19 protein-coding genes are annotated in these 17,730 nt (G+C 63.8%); 12 read left to right on the forward strand and 7 right to left on the reverse strand.

Translation table 11 applies throughout. From position 1 onward, the window contains the following. Window positions 1-61: 61 nt before the first annotated feature. A complete protein-coding gene (soxR, locus tag RG540_RS12525) occupies window positions 62-541 on the forward strand; it encodes a redox-sensitive transcriptional activator SoxR (RefSeq protein WP_038593674.1) in 480 nt (159 codons plus the stop codon). A gap of 121 nt (window positions 542-662) precedes the next feature. Then, window positions 663-1,163, forward strand: coding sequence for a hypothetical protein (locus RG540_RS12530; protein ID WP_244446554.1), 501 nt, complete (start codon window positions 663-665; stop codon window positions 1,161-1,163). A gap of 9 nt (window positions 1,164-1,172) precedes the next feature. Here RG540_RS12530 and RG540_RS12535 read toward each other — a convergent pair whose 3' ends face one another. After that, window positions 1,173-1,430 (reverse strand): hypothetical protein, encoded by a 258-nt coding sequence (locus RG540_RS12535; protein ID WP_038588353.1) that lies wholly within the window; start codon window positions 1,428-1,430, stop codon window positions 1,173-1,175. Between the two features lie 175 nt (window positions 1,431-1,605). Here RG540_RS12535 and hemF point away from each other — a divergent pair, with 175 nt between their 5' ends. From hemF to RG540_RS12550, 3 genes are all read left to right on the forward strand, one after another. Continuing rightward, window positions 1,606-2,520: an oxygen-dependent coproporphyrinogen oxidase gene (hemF, locus tag RG540_RS12540; RefSeq protein WP_038588355.1), complete on the forward strand. Its 915-nt coding sequence runs from the start codon at window positions 1,606-1,608 to the stop codon at window positions 2,518-2,520. Window positions 2,521-2,647: 127 nt separating this feature from the next. Next, window positions 2,648-2,914, forward strand: coding sequence for a hypothetical protein (locus tag RG540_RS12545; RefSeq protein ID WP_038588356.1), 267 nt, complete (start codon window positions 2,648-2,650; stop codon window positions 2,912-2,914). 104 nt (window positions 2,915-3,018) lie between these two features. Further along, a complete protein-coding gene (locus RG540_RS12550; protein ID WP_037076377.1) occupies window positions 3,019-3,210 on the forward strand; it encodes a DUF1059 domain-containing protein in 192 nt (63 codons plus the stop codon). Between the two features lie 90 nt (window positions 3,211-3,300). Here RG540_RS12550 and RG540_RS12555 read toward each other — a convergent pair whose 3' ends face one another. From RG540_RS12555 to RG540_RS12565, 3 genes are read right to left on the reverse strand one after another with little or no spacing between them, the layout of a single operon-like run. Then, a complete protein-coding gene (locus tag RG540_RS12555) occupies window positions 3,301-4,563 on the reverse strand; it encodes a CCA tRNA nucleotidyltransferase (protein ID WP_038588358.1) in 1,263 nt (420 codons plus the stop codon). Further along, window positions 4,560-5,195 (reverse strand): CoA pyrophosphatase, encoded by a 636-nt coding sequence (locus RG540_RS12560; RefSeq protein WP_038588361.1) that lies wholly within the window; start codon window positions 5,193-5,195, stop codon window positions 4,560-4,562. Before RG540_RS12560 ends, RG540_RS12555 begins: the two co-directional genes overlap by 4 nt. Then, entirely contained in the window at window positions 5,192-5,815 is a 624-nt protein-coding gene (locus RG540_RS12565) for a DUF1285 domain-containing protein (RefSeq protein WP_038588363.1), read from the reverse strand. Before RG540_RS12565 ends, RG540_RS12560 begins: the two co-directional genes overlap by 4 nt. 250 nt (window positions 5,816-6,065) lie before the next feature. Here RG540_RS12565 and RG540_RS12570 point away from each other — a divergent pair, with 250 nt between their 5' ends. From RG540_RS12570 to RG540_RS12595, 6 genes are read left to right on the forward strand one after another with little or no spacing between them, the layout of a single operon-like run. Further along, complete coding sequence (locus RG540_RS12570; protein ID WP_038588365.1) at window positions 6,066-7,079, forward strand: AAA family ATPase; 1,014 nt, start codon at window positions 6,066-6,068, stop codon at window positions 7,077-7,079. A gap of 25 nt (window positions 7,080-7,104) precedes the next feature. Next, a complete protein-coding gene (locus RG540_RS12575; protein WP_038588368.1) occupies window positions 7,105-8,028 on the forward strand; it encodes a DUF58 domain-containing protein in 924 nt (307 codons plus the stop codon). Further along, window positions 8,025-10,865 carry a DUF4159 domain-containing protein gene (locus RG540_RS12580; protein WP_038588371.1) on the forward strand — a complete coding sequence of 947 codons (2,841 nt, stop codon included), beginning with the start codon at window positions 8,025-8,027 and terminating at the stop codon, window positions 10,863-10,865. The genes RG540_RS12575 and RG540_RS12580 overlap by 4 nt, the downstream gene beginning before the upstream one ends. Before the next feature lie 12 nt (window positions 10,866-10,877). After that, on the forward strand, window positions 10,878-12,944 hold the full coding sequence (locus RG540_RS12585) for a membrane protein (protein ID WP_038588374.1): 2,067 nt from the start codon (window positions 10,878-10,880) through the stop codon (window positions 12,942-12,944). A 3-nt stretch (window positions 12,945-12,947) separates the two neighbouring features. Beyond that, the gene (locus RG540_RS12590) at window positions 12,948-13,364 is read left to right on the forward strand and encodes a GNAT family N-acetyltransferase (protein ID WP_038588377.1); all 417 of its coding nucleotides are present in this window, start codon (window positions 12,948-12,950) and stop codon (window positions 13,362-13,364) included. A 42-nt stretch (window positions 13,365-13,406) separates the two neighbouring features. Beyond that, window positions 13,407-13,826, forward strand: a complete 420-nt coding sequence (locus RG540_RS12595) for a GNAT family N-acetyltransferase (protein WP_080725024.1) — start codon at window positions 13,407-13,409, stop codon at window positions 13,824-13,826. Window position 13,827: 1 nt separating this feature from the next. Here the strand turns inward: RG540_RS12595 and RG540_RS12600 are convergent, their stop codons facing one another. Both RG540_RS12600 and RG540_RS12605 read right to left on the reverse strand, forming a co-directional pair. Further along, window positions 13,828-15,141, reverse strand: a complete 1,314-nt coding sequence (locus tag RG540_RS12600; RefSeq protein ID WP_038588379.1) for an MFS transporter — start codon at window positions 15,139-15,141, stop codon at window positions 13,828-13,830. Window positions 15,142-15,217: 76 nt separating this feature from the next. Beyond that, complete coding sequence (locus RG540_RS12605; RefSeq protein WP_038588382.1) at window positions 15,218-15,736, reverse strand: GNAT family N-acetyltransferase; 519 nt, start codon at window positions 15,734-15,736, stop codon at window positions 15,218-15,220. A 262-nt stretch (window positions 15,737-15,998) separates the two neighbouring features. Here RG540_RS12605 and RG540_RS12610 point away from each other — a divergent pair, with 262 nt between their 5' ends. After that, entirely contained in the window at window positions 15,999-16,988 is a 990-nt protein-coding gene (locus tag RG540_RS12610) for a glutathione S-transferase family protein (protein WP_038588385.1), read from the forward strand. A gap of 198 nt (window positions 16,989-17,186) precedes the next feature. Here RG540_RS12610 and RG540_RS12615 read toward each other — a convergent pair whose 3' ends face one another. Beyond that, complete coding sequence (locus RG540_RS12615) at window positions 17,187-17,675, reverse strand: NUDIX domain-containing protein (RefSeq protein WP_038588388.1); 489 nt, start codon at window positions 17,673-17,675, stop codon at window positions 17,187-17,189. Window positions 17,676-17,730 lie beyond the last annotated feature (55 nt).

The following is a 17,730-nucleotide window of genomic DNA, read 5'->3' on the forward strand; positions in this document are numbered from 1 at the left end:
GGTTCTCTTTCAGGAAGCCTATGCTATAGAACCTCAAGTAATATTGAGGTCAACAACAATGATGAAGAAAAATCCGGGTGCCAGGCTGGAGCTCGAACTGACGGTCGGCGAAGTGGCGACACGCAGCGGCGTGGCGGTCTCCACCCTGCATTTCTACGAGACCAAGGGACTGATCCAGAGCCGCCGCAACCGTGGCAACCAGCGCCGTTATCCACGCGTCGTGCTGCGCCGGGTCGCCGTCATCAAGGTGGCCCAGAAGACCGGCATACCGCTTGCCGATATCGCCGAAGCGCTCTCCGTCCTGCCGCACGACCGGCCGCTGACGGCAAAGGACTGGCAGCGTCTATCGGAAACCTGGAAACGCCAGCTCGACGCCAGGATCGCCAGCCTCACGGCGCTCCGCGACCACCTGACCGGCTGCATCGGCTGCGGCTGCCTGTCGATGGAGGACTGCCCGCTCAGGAACCCGCTCGACATGCTCGGCGAAAAGGGTGCGGGACCGATTTTGCTGGAAACGGATGAAGAGGTGAATGTCAGTTGATTGCACGGATAGGTTTATGCTTGAGTCTTCGGTACCAGCAGCCTCCGTCTCCGTTTAGCATCTTTTGAAAAACACCTGCCAAACCGATCGAGGCCCATGGGCCGAACCTCGGAGATCGCATATGTTTCCGCAACGGAGTTTCGTTCTTCCGAAAGCCACAAACGCCAAGCCTTCAAGGACCTCGATGCGCAATTTCCGCACTCTGCTTTGTTACCCGATGACCATTGCCGCTCTTGCCTTGATGGCTTCGTCCGTCCACGGCCAGGAGGCCGAGCATTATACTGCGGTCAGCAAGACGGCGATGAGCGTCACCGGCGACGTCTGGCTGGACGATTTCAGTATCACCTTCGAGAACGAAGAATCCCTCGAATTCTCCGACCTCGTTGCCGATAATTTCCGGGTGGATGGCAGACGTGTGCCGGCATCGGTCTATCGCGTCGCAAAACCGGCCGATCCGGAACTTGAAAACGGTAACCAGCTCTGCGGATCGGGCGACGTCACCTATGTCGCCAACTGGGCATCCGGCAAGGGCATGTCGGCGATCGCCGTGTTTACAGGGAGAAATCCGCCGAAGAGCAACGCTGAATTGTGCGCGCTCTACACCTATGAAGATCCGCAATGATTGACCGGATCAATCCGCAGTCGGCAGCCGTCGCATGGTGAATTCGATCTTGTCACCTTCGAGCTGGCGCCAGCTTTCCACTTCCGTCCAATAGGCGGCCTTCGGAAATTCGTGAAACCACTCGCGCGCCTTTTCGCGCGCTTCTTCCCGTGAGAGCTGAAATGTCTGCCGCACGAACATGCCCTGGCGCTCGCCGGCTTTTTCCTGCCGGTGGCGGTCGATCCTGCGTTTCAGCCCGTCGAGCGGCGGGGGTGTGAACTTTGCCATGAAAGCCCCTGATCAGCACCTGTTTATGCGGTAAAGATAGTGCCAGGCGACACGCTTTGCGAGTCTCATTTTCCACCCGCGACAATCGATGGAATGGTTCGCGAAAGCCAGAAATGCTAATTCCCGATCGGAAAAATGCGAGTCGCGCCAAGGGGATGGCGAGAGGATTAGAGATATGGAACGGCCGGTACTGCCCAAGGGGCTGCCCGAGGACATCGAAGACAAGAAGGTGGCTGCGAGGACCTGGTTCGAGAGCCTGCGCGACACGATCTGCGCCTCGCTGGAAGGCCTTGAGGATGAGCTGACCGGCCCCCTCTCCGATCAGGAGCCCGGCCGCTTCAAACCCAAGGACTGGCTGCGCGACGGCGGTGCCGGCGGTGGCGGCAGAATGTCGATGATGGAGGGGCGCGTCTTCGAGAAGGTCGGTGTCCACACCTCGACCGTCCACGGCGAGTTTTCCGCCGACTTCCGCAGCCAGATGCCGGGTGCCGAGGAAGACCCGCGCTTCTGGGCGTCGGGCATTTCGCTGATCGCCCACCCGGTCAATCCGAACGTACCGACCGTCCACATGAATACCCGCATGGTGGTGACGTCGAGCCAGTGGTTCGGCGGCGGCGCGGATCTTACCCCGGTCCTCGACCGGCGCCGCACCCAGGAAGATCCGGACACCACCCTCTTCCACCGGGTCATGGAAATCACCTGCAAACGCCACGAGGCGGTCGCCGACTACGATCGCTACAAGGCCTGGTGCGACGACTATTTTTTCCTGAAGCACCGCAACGAACCGCGCGGCGTCGGCGGCATTTTCTTCGACTGGCTGCATCCGGTTGCCGAAAAAGGCGGCTGGGATGCGGATTTCGCGTTTGTGCAGGATGTCGGGCGCGCCTTCAACCTCGTCTATCCGCGGATCGTCCGGGCCAACTTCAACAAGCCCTGGACGGAACATGATCGCGACGAACAGCTGATCCGTCGCGGCCGCTATGTCGAGTTCAACCTGCTCTACGACCGTGGCACGATTTTCGGGTTGAAGACCGGCGGCAATGTCGAGTCCATCCTCTCGTCACTGCCTCCGGTTGTAAGGTGGCCTTAGATCGAAGACCACAAAATTAACGATTTCGGGTATAAACCGGCCCCAATATCTCATCCTTAACAAATGCGATATCGGAATCAGTGCGATGGTGGTAGCGTCCCTTTGGTTGTACCGGAGGAGGATCGCCATGATGGCACCGAATAGCATGCCCATGCCGGAAGCGTCTAAGGACAGGGACTCCCGTTCCCTTGATACCGCTGAAATGATCGACCGCCTCGCGACGGAAATGCGCGCGAGAACTGGCGGAGAACTCCCCCATTCCTTTTATGTGGACCAGGTAAAGCGCCAGCTTGCCGGCAAGTCGGTTGCCACGTCGGCCGCCAACACCGAGACGGCGCGGGAAAAGGGCAAGGAAGAGGCTTCCGTTTTCCACGCCTGGGCGTTTTCCGAATAGGCATCGGGAACAGCGTCGTCGCTTTCGAGTTATCGAGATTGGGGCCGGCGGATATGAGGAGCTGTCCGCCCGCCTCCAGTGCGACGACAATAGGAGGAAGTATCATGCGACTGTTCGAATGCGGTACGCTCGTCCCCGGTTGCCAATGGCATACCCGGGCCGATGAAGACGCCGAAGTGGTTCGCCGCGCCGTGGAACATCTTCGCACTGTCCATGGCGAAGAGATCATCCGCGAAAACATGGTCGAAAACATAAAGGCGCGCATTCGCGACGAAAACGGAGCGGCCGCGGCCTGACGCCCGGCGCGACCGAGATCGGTCATCCGCATCGGAACGGCTGCATCTGATTTCGAAGCACCCGATGTCAGAGCGTCGAACTGACTGATCTCAAAGCGATCTGCGGATCATATCCTCCAGCCGGGCGGTCAGCGCCGCCCGGTCGAGAGTAAAATTGCGCTCGACCCAGAGATCTTCCAGTTCCTTCAGGATTTCGCCGACCCGTTTTCCGGCCGGCACGCCGGCTGCGACGATATCAGCACCACCGACCGGAAAGACCGGCTTCTCGTAGTTCTCCGCCCTCTTCAGCAAGACCGACAGCCGCGCGGATCTGCGCATCGCCGCCGGATCGCCTTCGGCCGCAGTTCGCGCCGACGCCAGAGCCAGCCTCAGCCGGAAGACCAGCCCCTCCGCACCATGGCGGTAGAGCAGCCGGTCAAACCCGACATCCGTCACTTCGTCCGGCAGCACCGGCGCATTTGCCCAGGCCGCAAGCTTGGCAGCCTCTGCATTCGACATCCTGAGCCGCTTCGCAAGTGCATCCAGCCTCTCGGCATCCGGCGGCACGATCGCCGCCAGCCGCAGGATCGGATCGGCCGTCCAGCCGAGCGACTTCTCTGCCGCCACGAGGCCGTGGATGCCGTCGATACCCCACTTTTCCGTCTCCGGCAGGATTTCGGTGAGCACGCCCGCCTGCCGCATCCACAGCAACGCGCGGGAAGGATCGGCAGCGGACAGCAGCTTCTTGGTTTCCGCCCAGATGCGCTCGGCGGAAAGCGTCGAAAGCTTGTCCTTGGCACGGGCGCAGGCCCTCAGGCCATCCGCATCCGGCCGGCCGGAACCGTAATGGGCGAAGAAGCGGAAGAAGCGCAGGATGCGCAAATAGTCCTCGGCGATCCGCTCGGCCGCATCGCCGATGAAGCGGACGGTGCGCGTGTCGATATCCGGCAGTCCGTTCACGAGGTCGATCACCGCGCCTTGAGCGTCGGCATAAAGTGCGTTGATCGTCAGGTCCCGTCGTTCGGCATCCGTCTGCCAATCGGTGCCGAAGGCGACCTTGGCCCGCCGGCCGTCGGTCTCGATGTCGCGGCGCAACGTGGTGACCTCGAACCCGTGGCCTCCGATGACCAGCGTCACCGTGCCGTGCTCGAAGCCGGTCGGCACGGCCTTGATACCGGCCGTCACCGCCCGCTCGACCACCTTTTCCGGGACAAGCGTGGTGGCGACGTCGACATCGGCGACTGGAAGCCCCATCAGCGCATTGCGCACCGCGCCACCCGCCACCCGCGCCTCGCCGCCATCGGCATTCAGCAGCGTCAGGATGCGCTGCAGCGCCGGGTCCCGGAACCAGGCCTCGTCAGCAACACTGGTCATGCGTAAAGCCTTTCATAGAGCGTGCGCAGGATGCCCGCGGTAATGCCCCAGATGTTTCGTTCCTCGTAGGGCATCACATAGAAATGCCGCTCCGTGCCGTCCCATTCCCGGCTGTCGCGCTGGTGGTTGGCCGCGTTCATCAGGAAGGATAACGGCACCTCGAACACGTCGTCCACCTCGGCCGGATTGGGCGTGATCTCGAAGCCGCGCCTGACCACCGAGAGCACCGGCGTGATCCGAAAACCGGTCGCGGCATAATAGGTCGGCAGTCGCGACAGCGTTTCGACGAAGGAACGGTCGAGGCCGATCTCCTCTTCCGCCTCACGCAACGCCGCCTGTTCCGGGGATCTATCCTCCGGGTCGATCCCACCGCCCGGAAAGGCTATCTGGCCGGAATGCTTGCGCATCGTCGATGTCCGCTGCGTCAGGATCACCTTGGCTTCGTCGCCGTCGTCGACGACAGGCACCAGCACGGCGGCATCCTTGAGCTTCAGTCCCGCGGCGAGATCGACGAGCGTCGGATTGAGCAGGTGGTCGCCATGGTCGCGCCAGGCGTGGTCGACCGGCCCGCCATTCTGGTTCAGTGCCCGGCGGCGAAAATCGCCGGCCGAAAAAAGGGGATAGTCACTCATTGCGATAAGGCGTCCAATTCGGCCTCGGGCATCACGGGAAAGACCTCCGTCCCGGAGCGGACGGAGAACATCGGCACCCCGTCTATCACGATAGCCTCGCCGAGTTCCACGAGATCGTACATGACAGCGCGGGAGACCAGGGCCTCCAACCGGCCGCGGACCAGGAGATAGGGTTTCAGCTCGCGGTTTTCGCCCGAAATCTCGAAGCGCAAGGGATGTTCCAGCCCCGCCTCCACCACATCACCGACATTTGTCCTGAACGTGAGCACCTGTTGGCCTTCACGCTGCGTCATCTGCATCTCGACCGCAAGGAAGGGAGCGTCGGCGATGCGGATGCCGACCTTTTCCACAGGTGTTACGAGATAGGTCCGACCGTCCTCATCCTTGCGCAGCACCGTCGAAAACAGCCTCACGAGCGGTGCGCGGCCGATCGGGGTGCCCATATAGAACCACGTGCCGTCGGCACGGATTTCCATGTCGATATCACCGCAAAAGGGCGGATTCCACCGCTCGACAGGCGGTAAACCACGCTTTCCGTCGCCGCTCTGCTCGGAAGCACGCGAGATCAGCGCCGCAAGCCCTGCGGCATCGGGTGCCGAATTTATCGTTTGCGCTGCCATCTTTCAGTCCCGGTTCGACCGTAAGCATCCACCAAAGCAATTGTTCCTCACGAGATAGTCATTCAATACGTGCTTGTCAGCCATATTTCGGGGAATAAGTTTGATCGGATAAGCCGGATGCTGCGACGCAGCGATTCGCCGCCGGGATATCAATGAGCCCGGCCTGGAAAAGCCAGCCGGTTTCTAAGTGCCAGCAGGTTCTGGATGCCAGCCAGTTTGGATGCCGCCAGTTTGGATGATGGAGAGCGACATGGGCCTGATGAATTCCACCGATACCGCCCTCGATGAGAAAGCCATCATCGCCTCCGCGGAAATGGCCCTTTCCGACATCGCCGCCATTCGCGCCGAAGTCGCGAAAGTGATCTTCGGTCAGGAAAAGGTGGTCGAGAACACGCTTCTGGCGGTCCTGTCCGGCGGCCATGCACTGCTGGTCGGCGTCCCCGGCCTCGCCAAGACCAAGCTCGTCACCACGCTCGGCACCGTGCTCAGCCTCGGCGGCAACCGCATCCAGTTCACGCCCGACCTGATGCCTTCGGATATTCTCGGCTCGGAAGTCATGGATACCGACGATACCGGCCGCCGCTCCTTCCGCTTCATCAAGGGGCCGGTGTTCGCTCAGCTGCTGATGGCCGACGAAATCAACCGCGCCTCGCCGCGCACCCAGTCGGCACTGCTACAGTCCATGCAGGAATACCACATCACGGTGGCCGGCCAGCGCTACGATCTGCCCGCTCCCTTCCACGTGCTCGCGACCCAGAACCCGCTGGAGCAGGAAGGCACCTATCCGTTGCCGGAAGCGCAGCTCGACCGCTTCCTGCTGCAGGTGGACGTGCTTTATCCGGAACTTGCCGCCGAGCGGCAGATCCTGCTCGAAACCACCGGCCTTTCGGAAGCCAAGGCGCGCGGCGTCATCGATGCTGCCCGGCTCCAGGAAATCCAGATGCTGATCCGCCAGATGCCGGTCAGCGACAAGGTGGTCGATGCGATCCTGTCGCTGGTGCGCTCTGCCCGCCCCGGCCACGGCAATGCCCATACCGACAAGCACGTCGCCTGGGGTCCCGGCCCGCGCGCCGGCCAGTCGCTGATGCTGACGGCCCGCGCCCGCGCCCTTTACGAAGGCCGTCTGGCCCCGTCGCTCGACGACGTTTACGCGCTTGCCGAACCGGTGCTTGAACACCGCATGGCGCTGACGTTTGCGGCCCGCGCCGAAGGCATGTCGGTGCGCGACGTCATCGCCGGCCTGGTGAAGCAGGCCCGCGGCTAAGTCCGCCGGCTAGAAAGGATAATGCGTGGCTTCCACCATTGGCCAGATCGTAGAGCAGACACCGAGTAGCGAACTCCTCTCTCGAGCCCAGGCCCGCGCGACGCTTGTGCCGGATTGCATGGTGGAAGCAAAGCGCATCGCCAACACGGTGATCGCCGGTTGGCATGGTCGCCGCAAGCGCGGCGTCGGCGAAAATTTCTGGCAGTTCCGGCCCTATGCCGAGGGTGAAAGCCTGTCTCGCATCGATTGGCGCCGCTCCGCCCGCGACGACCATACCTATGTCCGCGAGCGCGAATGGGAAGCCGCCCACACCGTCTGGCTCTGGGCCGACATGTCGCCGTCGATGATGTACAAGTCGACGCTTGCCATCGCTTCCAAGGAAAGCCGGGCGCTGGTGCTGATGCTGGCGCTGGCCGAAATCCTTGCCCGGTCCGGCGAGCGCATCGGCTGCCCCGGCATCATGGAGCCGGTATCGGCCCGCAACGCCGCCGAGCGGCTCGCCGCCTCGATCATGCACGCGCCGCTGACCACCGGCCTGCCGGATACCGCGATGATCCGCGGCCATAGCGACATCGTGCTGATCGGCGATTTCCTCGACGACGCCGACCGGGTGATGGAACGCATTGCCCCGCTCGGCCGCCGCGGCCTACGCGGCCACGTGGTCGAGATCGCCGATCCGGCGGAAGAGACCTTCCCCTATACCGGCCGCACCGAGTTCACCGATCCCGAGACCGGCGAAAAGCTCGTCTCCGGCCGCGCCGAAATGATCCGCGAGGATTATCAGCGCGCCTATTTCGCCCGTCGCGATGCACTCGGTGAATCGCTGCGCCGTCTCGGCTGGAGCTTCGTTTTCCACCGGACCGACCACCTGGCCTCCGAGGCGCTGGTTGCCGTGCATGGTTATCTTTCCGGCATGCCGTCACCGAAACCGGTCGGAGACAGGTCATGAGCGCGCTGATTTTCGCCAATCCCGCCATCCTCTTCGGCCTGATCGCGCTGCCGGTCATCTGGTGGCTGCTGCGGCTCACCCCGCCGCGCCCGAAGGCGGAAATCTTTCCGCCGCTCCGGATCCTTGCGACGGTCCTGAAGCGCGAGGAAACGCCCTCGAAAAGCCCCTGGTGGCTGACGCTGCTGCGCATGCTTCTCGCCGCCGCCGTGATCCTGGCGATCGCCGATCCGGTGATGAACCCGCGCGCCAATTCTCTGAATGCAGGGGGCCCGCTGGTGCTCGTCGTCGACAACGGCTGGGCGACCGCTGCCGACTGGGAACGCCGCGTCCAGACCGCCAACCTTTTGATCGACGACGCCGAAAGCGCCGACGTGCCGGTCTCGATCACCTTTACCGCCGATGCCAGCCATGAGGCGGTACCCGGGACCGCCGCCGCCGCCCGCGACAAGCTGACGGCCGCCAACCCCAAGCCGCTGGTTCCCGATCGCGCCCGCGCCGCCCAGGCGGTCAGAGAGGCCATGAACACCACCCGTCCCGGCACGCTCGTCATCCTTTCCGATGGCATGGCGGCCGCCAGCGACAACGAGGCCATGTCGACATTCGCCGCCCTGTCGCCCGCCGAAATGCGCCTGATCGAAGGCGACGGCCATAGCGCCGTGGCGCTGACCGACGCGGTGAACAACGCCGCCGCCATGTCGGTGACCGCAACACGCCTTTCGACCGCATCGGCACAGCAGATGAACGTCAACGCGCTCGACGCGCAGGGCCGCGCGCTCGCCTCAGGCACGCTGCAGTTTGCGGCCGGTGCTGCGACCGCCACGGCCGAGATCACCTCGCCGTTCGAGCTTCGCAACGATTTCGCGCGCCTCAGCATCGACGGTCTCGCCACCGCCGGCGCAGCACACCTGCTCGATGATGGCTTCAAGCGCCGCCGCATCGCGCTTCTCGCTGGCGAAAGCGGCAGCGATTTCCAGCCGCTGTTGCAGCCGCTCTATTACATCAGCCGCGCGCTCCTGCCTTATGCGGATGTCATCCAGCCGAATACCGCCGATCTTTCGGTCGCCATCCCGCAGATCCTCCAGGGAAACCCTTCCGCCATCATCCTTGCCGATGTCGGCCGCCTGCCGTCAGAAACCTACGCGCCACTGCAGCGATGGATCGCTCAGGGTGGTACGTTGATCCGCTTCGCCGGCCCGCGCCTTGCCGCCGCCCCCGCCGACGATCCGCTGGTGCCGGTGATCCTGCGCCAGGGTGAACGCGCGCTCGGCGGCGCCATGTCCTGGTCGGAGCCGCAGTCGCTCGCCGATTTCCCGAGTTTCGGCCCCTTCGCCGGCATGCCGCGCGCCGCGGACATCACCGTCACCCGCCAAGTTCTCGCCGAACCGACGCCGGACCTTGCCGAACGCACCTGGGCAAGCCTTTCCGACGGCACGCCTCTCGTCACCGAAAAGGAAGTCGATGCCGGCCGCATCGTGCTCTTCCACACGAGCGCCGAGGCGACCTGGTCGAACCTGCCGCTGTCGGGCAATTTCGTCGAAATGCTCCGCCGCCTGGTCCAGCTCGCCCGCGCCGGAGGTGCCGCGTCCGGCGCGGCAGCAGAGGGAGCCGCTGCGACACTCGCGCCCTATCGGCTGCTCACCGCCGACGGCGTCCTCACCACCGAAACCGGCACGGCCCGTCCGATCGCGATCGCCGCAAACCAGGTGCCGGTCGCGAGTTTCGACCATCCGCCGGGTCTTTACGGCACCGAGGACGGTTTCACCGCCGTCAACCTGCTGGCGCCAAAGACCGTCATCGCCCGCTTCGACCCGACCACAGCGGGCCGGCCGCTGGTGCGCGAAGGCCTTGCCGGCGGCGAAGCCGTATCGCTGCGCCCCGCCCTTTTCGCCGCCGCCTTCGCGCTGCTGATCCTCGACAGCCTCGTGGTGCTCTTCATGAACGGCACTTTCTCCCGTGGCCCCGGCGGACGCCGCAGGCCGAGCGGTGCTGCCGCAGCAGCGATCGCCGCCCTCGCCTTCGGCCTATTTGCCTTGACGCCCGGCCAATCCAAAGCGCAAGAAATGGCGCCCGGTGCCGGTGCCAAGCCGGGTGACGAGCAGATCCTCGAACGGCTCGACACGACCCACCTCGCCTATGTCACCACCGGCGAGCAGGATGTCGACCGGATTTCCGAACAGGGTCTCGAGGGTCTCAGCCAGTTCCTCACCTACCGCACGACGCTGGAACCAGGCGCTCCGGTCGGCCTCGACATCACCAAGGATGAGCTCGCCTTCTACCCGATCATCTACTGGCCCATCTCTGCCACGGCGCCGATGCCGTCGCAGGCGGCGATCTCTCGCATCGACGCCTATATGCGCAATGGCGGCACTGTGCTCTTCGACACCCGTGATCAATATTCGTCGCTCGGCGGTGGCGGCACCACGCCGAATGGCGAGCGCCTGCAGGCGATCCTCGCCAATATCGACATCCCGCCGCTGGAGCCGACGCCTACCGATCACGTGCTGACCCGCTCCTTCTACCTGCTCACCAATTTCCCCGGTCGTTATACCGGCAGCCCGCTTTGGGTCGAGGCACGGCAGGAAGCGAAAAACACCGGCGCCCAGCTCTCCTCCAGCGGCGACGGGGTGACCCCGTTGCTGATCACCGGCAATGATTTCGCCGGTGCCTGGGCAGTCGACAGCCAGGGCGCCCCGGTCCTGCCGACCGTGCCCCCGGACGAGATGCAGCGCGAATATGCCTATCGCTCCGGCGTCAACATCATGATGTACATGCTGACCGGCAACTACAAAGCCGACCAGGTGCATGTCCCGGCGCTTCTCGAACGGCTTGGCCAGTAAGGACAGCCGAACATGACCATCGAATTCGCCCCCTTTTTCTCCTGGCCGATCCTGGCCGCCCTCGGTGTCTTCGCGCTGATCCTCGCGGGCCTCTCCTTCTGGCGCGGCATTCGCGGCGCCGCCTTGCGCACGCTGGCGCTCGCCGCCCTGCTCCTGGCGCTCGCCAACCCGACGCTGCTGCAGGAGGACCGCGACCAGCTTTCGACCGTCGTGCCGGTCATTGTTGACCGCTCGCAGAGCCAGGATACCGCCCAGCGCAAGCAACAGACCGACGAGGCGCTCGCAAGCCTCAAGGACCGCTTCTCCCGCTACCCGCGCATCGAGACGCGTATCGTCGAGGTCGATGACGATGGCGATACCGACACTCCCTCGACAAAGCTCTTCACTGCCCTGCGTTCCGCCATTTCCGACGTGCCGCCGGCCCGTATCGGCGGGGCGGTTTTCCTGACCGACGGCCAGATCCACGACCTGCCCGGCATCAACCAGGACCTCGGCTTCAACGCCCCCGTCCACGGCCTGATCACCGGCAAGCCGGACGAATTCGACCGCCGCGTTGAAGTGGTCCGCGCCCCGCGCTTTGGCATTGTCGGCGAGGAACAGGAACTGACGCTGCGGGTCTTCGACGACGGTCGCACCGGTGGCGGCCCGGCCCAGGTCACGGTGCGCATGAACGGTCAGCAGACAGCGACGCTGCGCGCCACGCCCGGCCAGGAGACGCCTTTCTCGTTCACGGTTCCGCGCGGCGGCAACAACGTCATGGAATTTTCGGTCGCCGAGCTTCCGGGCGAGGTGACCATCGCCAACAACCGCGCCGTCCATGTCATCGACGGCATCCGTCAGAACCTACGTGTGCTGCTCGTCTCCGGCGAACCGCATGCCGGCGAGCGCGCCTGGCGCAACCTTTTGAAGTCCGATGCCTCGGTCGACCTCGTCCACTTCACCATTCTGCGGCCGCCGGAAAAGCAGGACGGCACGCCGATCAACGAGCTGTCGCTGATCGCCTTCCCGACCCGCGAACTGTTCGTCGAGAAGATCAAGGATTTCGACCTGATCATCTTCGACCGCTACAAGCATCGCGGCGTGCTGCCGATCCTCTATTACGATTACATCGCCCAGTACGTGAACAATGGCGGCGCACTGCTGATCGCCGCCGGCCCCGAGCATGCCGGCGAGGATTCGATTGCGTCCACGCCGCTCGAACAGGTCCTGCCGGCCGCCCCGACCGGCGAAATCCACAGCGCCGCCTTCTATCCGCATCTGTCGCCGGAGGGTGAAAAGCACCCCGTGACCCGCGGCCTCGACGGCTCCAACTCGAATCCGCCCGCCTGGGGCCGCTGGTTCCGCACCATCGACGTCGACACGCCGCAGGGCCAGACGGTCATGGAAGGCGACGGCGACCGCCCGCTGCTCGTCCTCAACCGCCAGGGCGAAGGCCGCGTCGCCATGCTGCTCTCCGACCAGGGCTGGCTCTGGGCTCGCGGTTTCGAAGGCGGCGGCCCGCATGTGTCGCTCTATCGCCGCATCGCCCACTGGCTGATGAAGGAACCGGAGCTGGAAGAAGAAGCGCTGACCGCCCGCGCCGTCGGCCGCACGCTCGAAGCGACCCGCCAGACGATCGGCGACGATCCGGGTCCCGCGACGATCAAATACCCGTCCGGCCGTACCGAGACCGTGCCGATGACGGCTGCCGGCCCCGGCCAGTACCGGCTGGAACGCCGTATGGAAGAGACCGGCCTGTTCGAAGTCACCAACGGCCAGTTCTCGACGCTCGTACATGTCGGCACGGTGGACGCGCCGGAATTCAAGGCGATGATCTCGACCGAGAGCACGCTGAAACCCTATGCCGACAAGACCCGTGGCCTCGTCACCCGCATCGCCTCGGGCGATGGTATTTCGCTGCCGGACATCCTGCCGGTTCGCGGCGAAGTGCGCGTCAACGATCCCAACCGCATGGTCATCCGCATGACCGACGAGACGGTGCTGCGCGGCATCAACACGCTGCCGCTGTTTGCCGGTTTCGCCGGCCTCTCCGCGCTGCTCTTCGCGGTCGCGGCCATGTGGTGGCGCGAGGGTCGCTGACATATGACGCAGTTTGATGTGACCGCCTCGCCCTCGCCCGAGGAACTGGCCGTGATCGGCGAAGGACTGACCGCCTTCAACGACGCCGATGTCGGCCCATCCGACCGCAAGCCGCTCGCCGTGCTGATCCGCGATGTGGAGGACAAGGTGATCGGCGGGCTTTCCGGTTACACCGCCTGGGGCTGGCTCTTCACCCAATGGCTGTTCGTCCCGGAAACATTGCGGGGTGAAGGCATGGCCGGCAAGCTGCTGAGCCAAGCCGAACAGGAAGCCCGCGCCCGCGGCTGCCATGGCGCCTGGATCGACACGTTCAGCCCGCTCGCCCGCAAGGCCTATATGCGCCAGGGTTACGAAATCTTCGGGGAACTGCCGGAATTTCCGAAGGGCCGCACCCGCACCTTCCTCAGGAAAGCTCTGTAGGTTATCCATTCGCTCCGAAAAATGGGGACGAAGAATCGCCGCATGGATATCGACCTGAAACTCACCGAAGGCATGAACGCCGACGAGGAGGATTTCATCCTCGAACGGCTGATGACCCACAATGCCGCAACGTTCGGCCCCAGCAACCGCCGCGAACTGGCGGTGCCGCTGCATGACGGGGACGGCAATCTGATCGGCGGGCTGACAGGTTATACCGGCCGCGGCTGGCTTTATATCTCGATGCTCTATGTGCCGGACGAGTTGCGCGGCCAAGGCCTCGGCGCCCGCATGCTCGACATGGCCGAAGTCGAAGCCAAAGCTCGCGGCGCGATCGGCGCCTATATCGACACGATGAACCCGGAAGCGCTCAAGCTATACCTGAAACAGGGTTATACCGAGATCGGCACGCTGAAAGGCCTCGAAGGAGGCCATTCGGTGACGTGGCTGCAAAAACGCTTCTAGCTCAGGCGAGAGAGACCTGCCGCGTCTCCGCATTGATCATCGTCGCGGCAATCGCCGCGATCACCAGCAGGCCGGCAAAGATGCCGATCGTCAGGCCGAGCCCCTGAACCACGACATAACCCACCAGCGACGGCGCCAGCAGTCCGCCGAGACGCGCCATGGCACCGGCTGCCCCCATGCCGGTCGCCCGCGACGCGGTCGGGTAAAGTTCCGGCGTATAGGCGTAGAGCGCACCCCAGGTGCCGAGCAGCGCAAAGCTCATGATCAGCAGCGCAGCCCCGACCAGGAGGGCGCTGGGTGCGACGACGAACATCAGGCAGCCGAGCGCCGATAGAAGGCAGAAACCGATGAGCGTCGGCTTGCGGCCCCATTTCTCTACGCCATAGGCGGCAAGCGCATAACCCGGGATCTGGGCAAGCGCGACCAGAACCAGGAAACCGTAACCGCGCACGAAACCGAAACCCTCGCCGGCAAGCTTCGCGGGCATCCAGGTAAAGACGCCGTAATAAGAGACGGAGACAAGGAACCAGATCGCCAGGATCATGATGCTGCGCTGGCGAAGCTCGCCCGAAAAGATGCCGGTCGTCTTGACCGGCGGCGGCGAGACCAGGCTGGTGCCTGCCCCGAGCGGCGTGTGTCCGTTGACGGCGAGCATCCGGTCGACGATTTCCCTCGCCTCGTCGTGACGCCCGGAGCGCATCAGGTAGAGCGGCGATTCCGGCACCAGGAAACGCAGGCCGATGCCAGCGATCGCCGGAATGGCGGTGACCGCGAAAATATACCGCCAGGCATCCGCGACGCCGGCAAGGCTTGCGGCCCAGGCGGCGAGCGCCACGATCAGCGTTCCGATCGCCCAGAACCCTTCGAGCAGGACCAGCCAGCGGCCGCGGTTCTTCGCTGGCAGGAATTCCGCCATCATCGCATAGTCGACCGGCAACGTACCGCCGACGGCAGCGCCGGTCAGGAAGCGCAGCAGAAGCAGGATGGTGAAATCCGGCGCGAAGATGGAGAGCGTGCCGAACACCGCGTCACAGGCGACCGTGACGATCAGCACCCGCCGCCGGCCGATCCGGTCGGCGAGCCTGCCGAAACCGAGCGCGCCGAGCAGCATGCCGAGGAAGAAGGCGGTGCCGGTCTGCAGCGCCTGCGGCACGGTCAGCCCGAAACTTGCCGCGATCGAAGCAGCGGTGAAACCGACCGCCAGAACCTGCATGGCATCCGCCGTCCAGACGAGCCCGAAAATGCCCATCAATCGTCGCTGATAGGTCCCCGCTCCGGCGCGGTCGAGCGCCTCGTCCATGGTGATTGCAGCCATCCGCCTGTCCCTCGCTTCGACGACACCTCCAGCCGGCTTTCACCGACCGATCCATCATCTGCTTAAAGGAAATGGCCTATCCGCGCCAGCCGATGACGCCCTTGAGCCGGGCATGCACGTCGGCTGCGATCGGCACGACCAGAACCCGGCCGGGATCGACAGGCCCCGGGAATTCCAGGGCACCGTAGGCAACCTTCTCGAACCCGAGCGGGCCATAATAGGGCGGGTCGCCGACCAGGATCACCGCTTCCGAACCCTTGCGTCTTGCCGCCTCGATGGCGATCCGCACCAGTTCGCGGCCGATGCCCCGGTTCTTGTGCGACGGCCGGACCGCAAGCGGCCCGAGCAGATGGCCCTTCACCGAACCGGCATAGACCGGCGTCATCCTGACCGAAGCGATCGTTTCGCCATCGTCGGCGCAGACGAAGGAGAGCGTCCGGTCATGCGGCCCCTGCTCGCGGATGCGGGCGGCGGCGCGGGTATGCCGGCCGGGGCCGAAGGCTTCCGCGTTGATCAGTTCGATGACCTCGTCGTGAGACGTATCTTCCGTGAGGTAAACGAGGTCGTGCTTGTAGAGAACGTTGTGCTGAGACATGGATGGACCGAAGCCGTAGGATAAAGAGCGGACAGGACAAGGGATATCGATGACGCTTGTTCTAGCGTCGTGGTCGATGATCAGCGTCGTCGCAGTGTCCGCACTTCGGTCATAGAGGAAAGTATCCTTAAAATCCGGAAAGCGAATTAGCAGGAAAAATTTCCCGCGTCCAACGCAAAAACACACCGTTCATAAAATCCTGCCTCGCATTCGGCGGACAGTGCCGTATCTATCCCCTCAAGGAAAATCCAAGGAGATAACCATGGGCAGGCTCGTCGAAGGAAAATGGCAGGACGTCTGGTACGACACCAAGGAAAACAAGGGCCATTTCAAGCGCGCCGAATCGCAGTTCCGCAACTGGGTGACCGCGGATGCTTCCGCCGGTCTCACCGGCAAGCAAGGCTTCAAGGCTGAGGCCGGGCGTTATCACCTATACGTCTCCTATGCCTGTCCCTGGGCGCACCGCACCCTGATCTTCCGCAAGCTGAAGAAGCTCGAAGACCTGATCTCGGTCTCGGTCGTCGACTACCTGATGCTGGAGAACGGCTGGGAGTTCAAGAAACGCGACAGCGCCACCGGCGACGACCTGTTCGGCTCGGACTATCTCTACCAGGTCTACCTGAAGGCCGATCCGAACTATTCCGGCCGCGTCACCGTGCCCGTCCTCTGGGACAAGCTTGAGAACACCATCGTCTCGAACGAGAGTTCGGAAATCATCCGTATGTTCAACGGCGCCTTCGACGGCCTGACGGGCTCGACGGCGGATTTCTATCCGCAGGCGCTGCGCGGCGAAATCGATGAACTCAATGCGGTCGTCTACGACACCGTCAACAACGGCGTCTACAAGGCAGGTTTCGCAACTGCCCAGGACGCCTATGAGGGTGCCGTCGCCCGCCTGTTCGAGACGCTCGACATGCTGGAAAGGCGCCTCTCAGGCAGCCGCTACCTGTTCGGCGACACCACGACTGAAGCCGATTGGCGCCTGTTCACCACGCTGCTGCGCTTCGATCCGGTCTATGTCGGCCACTTCAAGTGCAACATCCGCCGCATCGCGGACTACCCGAACCTGTCCGGCTATCTCGCTGATCTCTATCAGCAACCCGGCATCGCAGAGACCTGCAACCTGTTCCACATCAAGCACCACTATTATGAGAGCCACAAGACCATCAACCCTACCGGCATCGTCCCCGTCGGCCCGGTAGTGGACCTCGACGCGCCGCATGGGCGGGAGAAGGTGAAGCGAGCGGCTTGACCGAGACGCATCTGCCCCTCATCCGCCTGCCGGTACCTTCTCCCCGCAAAGCGGGGCGAAGGAGGCAAGCGGCAAGCTCCCCAGTCTCCCTCAAACCAAAGCGTTTAGGATAGGATGAGACGGTGCGGCATCTGTCCTTCTCCCCGTCAGAACGGGGAGAAGGTGCCGGCAGGGCGGATGAGGGGCACCCCACGACCCTCACCAATAATCCGCCCGCTTCACCTCGTCCTTCAACTCCCGCAACCGCCGCAGTGTCGCCGCGGTCGTCTCCTCCGGCAGCGCATCGAGCGTAAAGAACCCGCTCTCGGCAATCTCCCGATCCGGCGCACGCGGCTTCGTCTGCTCCACGGTCACCCGATAGAACAGCACATGGTCACGCCTGCTGGCATTGCGGTTGTAGTAGGCGTGGAAAAGCGCGATCTCTCCGCGGATTTCCAGATTGCCCTCTTCGCGCAACTCCTTGCGTAGCGCATCGAGCACCGTCTCTCCGCGCTCAACGCCGCCGCCCGGCATGTACCAGCCGGGCACATAGGTATGGCGAACGAGGAAGATGCGGCCTTCTGCGTCGAAACAGGCGGCGCGTACGCCAAGCGTCATGCCGCGCGTCAGCATGAAGACGCGGTGGAGCAGCCAGACGACGATCCGGGTGCGCCAACTGCGGATTTCCGGCACCCCTTCGCCGCTCATTCATAACTCCGGGAGCGCCCAGAAAATCGATAACGATTTCTGCGCTCATGCGTTA

Origin of the sequence: Neorhizobium galegae bv. orientalis str. HAMBI 540 (assembly GCF_000731315.1) — a bacterium.
Taxonomy (GTDB): Bacteria; Pseudomonadota; Alphaproteobacteria; order Rhizobiales; family Rhizobiaceae; genus Neorhizobium; species Neorhizobium galegae.